Here is a 6,603-nt window from a genome sequence, read left to right as displayed (position 1 = left end):
CCTCCAGTTCGGCGAGCGTCGCGGCCGACGCCCCCGCCGCGCGGGCCTCGAGCAACGGGGCTTCGAACTCGACCGCCGGAGCCTCCCGCTCGAGCATTTCCAGGAAGATCTCGCGAGTCATGCGATTCATTGTGGAACGCCGTGCCGCGCACCGGGCCTCGACGAGGCGCGTAGTCCCCGGTCGGTCGCCACTGTAGCGATGGCAGCCATATCCCCGGCGGGAAATGTGGCGCGGACCCATCTCGCGGGCCGGTGCCGCGGCGCACAGACTTTCGACATGCCCGCTCGAGGAGGCGCTTCATGTCGCTGTTTCACCGCCTGGCCGCGCACTGGGTCACCGCGACGATCGCCGTCGCGAGTGTGTTCGCGACGCAGCTGATCGACCCCGCGCCGCCGACCGTGCGTACCGCGGACTGCCCGGCGCCCATGGTGGTGGGCGCGCAACACCAGATCGCCGCCTGCCTCGACGATCTGACCACCGCGGGCACCGTCGCCTCCGGTCACACGGTCCCCGACGACTGGGCCGGGCTGCACCCGGCCGGGGCCCGCAATCCGGTCGGCGTGCCCGGCACGCAGATCGACGGCTACTTCCCCGACGACTCGGCCACCAACACCCATCACGGCTGGAATCACGACAGCCAGTTCGTCATCCGGCTGCCCGACGACTGGAACGGCGGCTTGGTCGTCGCGGGCACGCCGGGCAATCGCCGCCAGTACGCGAACGACTTCACTGTCTCGGATTGGGTGCTGGCCAAGGGGTATGCCTATGCCGCCACCGATAAAGGCAATACCGGCAACGACTTCCATCGCGACGGCGCCGCGCCGGGAGACGCCCTCGTCGAATGGAACAACCGGGTCACCCAGCTGACGGTGGCCGCGCAGACCGCGGTCGCGCAGCGATACGGCGGCCCAGCGCGACACACCTACCTGGCGGGAGTCTCCAACGGCGGCTACCTGGTTCGCTGGCAGTTGGAGAACGTGCCGTGGCTCTACGACGGCGGCGTCGACTGGGAGGGCACCCTGTGGCAGGCCGACGGCCCGAATCCGCTGACCTTCCTGCCGCCCGCCCTACGGGGCTACCCCGGCCACCGGACCGATCCCGCGGCCCTCGAAACGATACTGGCAGCGGGCTTTCCGGCGGCGTCGGAGCCGCTGTGGGAGTACCACGACCGGGTCTACTGGGGCCCCATCCAGCGGAACTACCGCCAAGAGTTCGACCCCGGCTACCTCGGCGACGACGCGGAGTACGACTACGCTGCCCGACCGGTCGCCGTCCACGACGCGATGCGCCGCGTCTCGCTCACCGGCCGAATCCAGCGGCCGCTGCTCACGATTCACGGGACGCTCGACGCGCTGCTGCCCATCGGCCTCGACTCCGACGTCTACGCCGGGCTGATCCGCGAGCAGGGTCGTGCGGGCGTCCATCGGTACTACCGGATCGAGGGCGGCAACCACGCGGACGGGCTCTTCGACAGTCATCCCGATCTGCTGCGGCCGCTGCTGCCGTGTTTCCGCACGGCCTTCACCGCGCTCGAATCCTGGACCATCGCAGGCCAATCGCCGCCGCCCGACGCGACGGTGCCCCGCCCCGCTACCGGCGATCTCGCCAATACCTGCGAGTTGACCCACTGAGCCCGAGAGGATTTCCAGCCCGTTCCCCAATGGTGAGGAGCCATCATGAAATTCAGTGCAGCAGTGGCGGTCTGCGCGGCCGCCGTCGCCGTGGTCGTCGGCACAGCGACCGTCGTGTTCGCCGCAGTGCCGGCGCCTACCCCGGAGGCGCTGCGGGGCTACAACATCAACGCCGGCTACGTCTCGGGTGTCTCCTCGGGCGGTTACCTGGCCAATCAGCTACACGTGGCCTACTCGAATGTCTTCGCCGGTGCGGGCATCTTCACCGCCGGCCCGTACCGGTGCGCCGGGGACTTCGACTACGCGAGCACCGCGCAGAACGGCTGCATGCAGAACGGGGCGAGAAAGACCCCGGCCCAATTGGCCGCCGAGACAAGGCGACTCGCGGACTCCGGCAAGGTCGACGCGGTCGCGAACCTGGCCGGTGATCCGGTCTATCTCTATCACGGCACCAACGACCGAACCGTGGTGCAGCCCGTCAACGACGACCTCGCGACCTACTACACCGAGTTCGGCGCGAAGGTCACCTACAACAAGACCGGCGCGGCCGGGCACGCCTGGGTGAGCAAGCTCGGCCCGGTGGCCTGCGCGAGCACCCAGTCGCCGTTCCTCAACAACTGCGGCGACGACCCCGAGAACGAGATGCTCACCGCGCTGCTCGGCGGCGTGCGCGCGCCCACGGCCACGCTCACGGGCAAGCTCGTCCAGTTCGACCAGAACGCCTTCGCCCCGGGCGGCAACGCCAACGCGATCAGCATGGACGCCAAGGGTTTCGCCTACGTGCCGAAGTCGTGCGCGGACGGCGCGTCCTGCCGGTTGATGGTCAGCCTGCACGGCTGCAAACAGGGGTACAGCTATCAGGGATTCGGCGACACCTTCATGAAAGACGCCTACCTCAACGAGTACGCCGACACCAACGACATGATCGTGCTGTACCCCCAGGCCATTCCGTTGAGCAACGCGAGCACCACCAATCCGAACGGCTGCTGGAACTGGTGGGGCTACGGCGGGGACGCCGCCTACGCCTGGCACGGCGGCAAGCAGGTGGAGACGATCATGGCCATGGTCCGAAAGCTCACCGGCGGAACGACTCCCACGACCACGACGACGCCGCCCACGACGACGACGACTGTGCCGCCCACCACGACGACCACAGTGGCACCCACCACGACGACCACGGTGCCGCCCGCGTGCGTGACCGACACCAACTACGCCCACACCACCGCCGGTCGCGCGCACGCCTCGGGCGGCACCACCTACGCCAACGGCTCGAATCAGAACCTCGGCCTGTGGAACGTCTTCGTCAAGAGCACGATCAAGGAGACCGCCCCCGGCTATTGGGAGAAGTGCTGACCCCGGGCGCGCCCTAGGCGGCGTCGGCGATGATCACCACGCCGCTCGACGCCTCCAGGAGCGGGATCGTCCGGGCCGCGGCGTCGTCCACGTGCACGCGCGGGTGCGGCGGTAGCTCGCCCTCGTAATAGGTTCCGGGACCGTAGAATTGGCCGTACTTCATCACCACGCCGCCGATGTCGAGGACGGCGGCCTCGTGGTCCTGGATCACCCGGCCGCGCCCGCCCGCCGGCTCCCACGCGATGCTCTGCGCGAGAAAGCGTTTCGCGCCGGCGGCCTGGGCGGCGGCGATGAGGTTGCGGGTGCCCTCGGTGCGGATGCGCGAGTTCGCGTCCGCCGACTCGGCCAGGCGGGCGGCGTCGTCGGGCAGGTCGGTCAGCTGGTGCATCACCAGGTCGGGGCCGTAGTCGACGACGGCGGCGGTCAGCGCGTCCGCGTCGTAGACGTCGCAGACCACCGGCACGGCCCCGGCCGCGCGCACCTGGTCCGCCTTGGCGGCCGAGCGGGTCATGCCCGCGACCTCGTGGCCCGCCGCGACGAGCAGCGGGAGCAACCGTGTTCCGATGACGCCGGTCGCGCCGGCCAGAAAGATCCGCATCATTCCACCCTAGTGATCGGCCCGGATGTGAGAAGTTCGAGGTGTCGTCGGCGATTCGCGAGGTTCATGGATGCACACGTCAGTAGTGGCCCTACCCCAGGGCAAGGTGCGCGGCACCGTCACCGGATCGGTGCACGCGTTCCGCGGAATCCCCTATGCGGCCGCGCCTTCGGGCCCCGCGCTCTTCCAGGCTCCCGGCCCCGCACCCACCTGGGCGGGCGAACGCGACGCCACCGAATTCGGCCCCACCGCGCCGCAGCACGGCTACCCCGAACCGCTGCGCTCGATCCTGCACAACCCGATCATCGCAGGCCCCGAGTTCCTGAACCTCAATGTGTGGACGCCAGACCCGGCCGCGTCCGGCCTCCCGGTCATGGTCTGGATCCACGGCGGCGCCTTCGTGCGGGGCTCCAGCGCCGTCTCGGTCTACGACGGTCACGCGTTCGCGCGCGACGGTGTGGTCCTGGTCAGCCTGAACTATCGGCTCGGCGCGATCGGCTTCGCCGCCCTCGACGGCGCCCCGCCCAATCGCGGCATTCTCGACCAGATCGCCGCGCTGCGGTGGGTGCGCGACAATATCGCCGCCTTCGGCGGGGATCCCGGACAGGTCACCATTTTCGGCGAGTCCGCGGGCGGCATGAGCGTCGCCACCCTGCTCGCCGCGCCCCCGGCGACCGGGCTGTTCCATCGCGCGATCATCCAGAGCGGCAACGCGACCATCGCCTCCACGCTGGACGACGCCCGTCTCGTCGCGGCCGATTTCGCGGGTCGGCTCGAGCACGCGCCCGAAGCCGCCGACATCCCCGCGCTGCTCGAGGCCGAGCGAAACCTGTTGCTGGACTTCACCTTGCAGCAAAACCCCGAGCGGTGGGGTCTGTCCACGATCGAGGCGGGCTTGGGGCTGATGGCCTTCCTGCCCACCATCGACGGCGACACTCTGACCCAACTCCCCCTCGACGCGATCGCCGGCGGCGCGAGCCGCGATATCCCCCTCGTGCTGGGCACGACCACCGACGAGTTCCGGCTCTTCACCGCCCCCGCCGGCCTCACCGCCACGCTGACACCGGATGCTCTGCCCGCGGTGCTCGCCGCCCGAGGCGTCGACCCGGGCGTCGTGGACACCTACTCCGCCAACCGCCCCGGCGCGACCCCCGGCGACCTCCTGGCCGCCATCCTCACCGACTATGCCTTCCGCGTCCCCACCGCCCGCCTGGCCGAGGCCGCGCCGACCGCCTACGTGTACGAGTTCGCGTGGCCCACAACGCATCTGGACCTTCGAGCAGCGCACGCCCTCGAAATAGCCTTCGTCTTCGACACATTGACCGCCGAGGGAGCCGCGATGATGCTCGGGGCCGACACCCCACCGCAGACCCTGGCGTCCGAGATGCACCGCGCCTGGGTAGATTTCGCTCATGGACGGACCCCCTGGGAGCCGTACCACGCCGACACGCGTCGCGTGCTGACCTTCGACACGCCACGCCCCCGGCTCGTCGCCGACCCCCGCCCCGACGAGCTCGCGCTGTGGCACAACCGCTGAGGAGCACCATGACCAACCGCTGGGTCGGCGTGACCATCGACTGCGTCGACGTCGAATGGGTCGCCGATTTCTGGAGCGCGCTGCTCGACCGGCCGCGCGGCCCGTCCCGGCCGGGCTGGGTCTACCTCGGTCACTCCGACGACCCGCTGCCCCGCCTGGTGTTCCAGCCGGTGACCGACGCGAAGCGCGGCAAGGTCCGCGTGCACCTCGATATCGCGGTCGACGATATCGACAAGGGCATCGCTCAGGTGATCGACCTCGGCGGCAGGCACACCGGCGAACGGCACGACTACGACGAGGGCGTGGTCGTCGTCGTGGCCGACCCCGAAGAGCACGAGTTCTGCCTCGTCCAGTACTACTGACGCGCCACGCCCGGAAACGGCGAGCACTCAATGAATTTCGCTGGTGGCGAAATCGTTGTCGCCGAGTGCGCGGGCGGATCTACGGTGAGCGCATGCCGACAACGATCACGGGCACGGCCGCGGGCGTGCCGTTCACCGCCCTGCCGCCCGCCGACAACGGTCCCGCGCCACTGATCGTCACCTGGCACATGCTCGACGCGCCGAGGACGGACGCGGCGTTCGCGGCCGCGCTGCCGATGCACGGCCTGCCCGCGTGGCGGGTGCACCTCGGCATGCCGATGTGCGGGGCGCGCATGGTCGACGGCAGCACCGACGCCATCGTGGAGCTGTTCACGAAGGACCCGGTGATGGCGTACCTGTACCCGTTCGTCCGGCAGGCGAGCGAGGAGTTCCCGGCGGCGCTCGCGTCGCTGCGCGAGCAGTTTCCGGTCGGCGACGGCCCGATCGGCGTGCTCGGCGGGTCGCTCGGCGGGGCCGTCGCGCTGCGGGTGCTCGCCGAGTCCGAGACGCCGATCTTCGCGGGGGCCGTGGTCAACGCCGCCATCAAGATGCGGTCGGTCGTCGAGCTGTTCCCGGGCGACTATCCGTACGACGCCGAGTCCGAAAAGGCCGTGGACAGTTTGGATTTCGTCGCCAAGGCGGACGTCCTCGCCGAGCGTGGGCCACTGCTGGTCGTCAACGGCGAACTGGATCACCCGGCCTTGCGCGCCGACGCGGCCGATCTCGTCGGCGCGATCGGCGACAAGGCCGAGCTGCGGTCCATTCCAGGCCTGGCCCATGCGCTCGCCGACGAGCCCGGCCTCGAGCCGGCGCCGCAGCAGCCGCACGCCCGCGCGGTGGACGAGGTGCTGACCGAATGGTTCGGCCGTCACCTCCCGGTCAGGTGATCACCGGGGCAGCGACGCACAGGACGTGCCGGTATCGATCCCGGTGCCGGTGACCTCGACCGTGAGGTATTTGGTGAGACTCGGTCTCGGCGTGCCGGAGTAGGCCGCCAGCAGATGGCTGCCCGTGACGGTCGGGGTCCACCGGCTGGTGGCCTTGTAGTCGACCGAGTCGGCGGAGGGCAGCGAGCGCTCCTCGGTGAGGTCGCGGAAGTGCACGGTCTCCGGCTGATAGGT

General features: G+C 70.0%; 7 protein-coding genes. 5 read left to right on the top strand and 2 right to left on the bottom strand.

Annotated features, from left to right (window positions below; genetic code table 11):
• Positions 1–300: 300 nt before the first annotated feature.
• Together ON39_RS35195 and ON39_RS35190 are read left to right on the top strand one after the other, a co-directional pair.
• Positions 301–1,632 (top strand): tannase/feruloyl esterase family alpha/beta hydrolase, encoded by a 1,332-nt coding sequence (locus ON39_RS35195; RefSeq protein WP_051187498.1) that lies wholly within the window; start codon positions 301–303, stop codon positions 1,630–1,632.
• Between the two features lie 45 nt (positions 1,633–1,677).
• Complete coding sequence (locus tag ON39_RS35190) at positions 1,678–2,985, top strand: extracellular catalytic domain type 2 short-chain-length polyhydroxyalkanoate depolymerase (RefSeq protein WP_085998319.1); 1,308 nt, start codon at positions 1,678–1,680, stop codon at positions 2,983–2,985.
• A 13-nt stretch (positions 2,986–2,998) separates the two neighbouring features.
• Here the strand turns inward: ON39_RS35190 and ON39_RS35185 are convergent, their stop codons facing one another.
• A complete protein-coding gene (locus ON39_RS35185) occupies positions 2,999–3,583 on the bottom strand; it encodes an NAD-dependent epimerase/dehydratase family protein (protein WP_040740647.1) in 585 nt (194 codons plus the stop codon).
• A gap of 70 nt (positions 3,584–3,653) precedes the next feature.
• On the opposite strand from ON39_RS35185, the gene ON39_RS35180 reads away from it, so the two are divergent.
• The 3 genes from ON39_RS35180 (at position 3,654) to ON39_RS35170 (ending at position 6,369) form a co-directional block, all read left to right on the top strand.
• On the top strand, positions 3,654–5,120 hold the full coding sequence (locus ON39_RS35180; RefSeq protein WP_040740645.1) for a carboxylesterase/lipase family protein: 1,467 nt from the start codon (positions 3,654–3,656) through the stop codon (positions 5,118–5,120).
• Between the two features lie 8 nt (positions 5,121–5,128).
• A complete protein-coding gene (locus tag ON39_RS35175) occupies positions 5,129–5,482 on the top strand; it encodes a VOC family protein (protein ID WP_040740643.1) in 354 nt (117 codons plus the stop codon).
• A gap of 92 nt (positions 5,483–5,574) precedes the next feature.
• The gene (locus tag ON39_RS35170) at positions 5,575–6,369 is read left to right on the top strand and encodes an alpha/beta hydrolase family protein (protein WP_040740646.1); all 795 of its coding nucleotides are present in this window, start codon (positions 5,575–5,577) and stop codon (positions 6,367–6,369) included.
• On the opposite strand, the gene ON39_RS35165 is transcribed toward ON39_RS35170, so the two are convergent.
• The coding region (locus ON39_RS35165; RefSeq protein ID WP_040740641.1) for a hypothetical protein at positions 6,370–6,603 on the bottom strand (234 nt) is incomplete at its 5' end.

Origin of the sequence: Nocardia tenerifensis NBRC 101015, assembly GCF_000308715.1 — a bacterium.
Taxonomy (GTDB): domain Bacteria; phylum Actinomycetota; class Actinomycetes; order Mycobacteriales; family Mycobacteriaceae; genus Nocardia; species Nocardia tenerifensis.
Note: the sequence above shows the minus strand (reverse complement) of the source record. Positions and strands in the feature narration are given on the sequence as shown.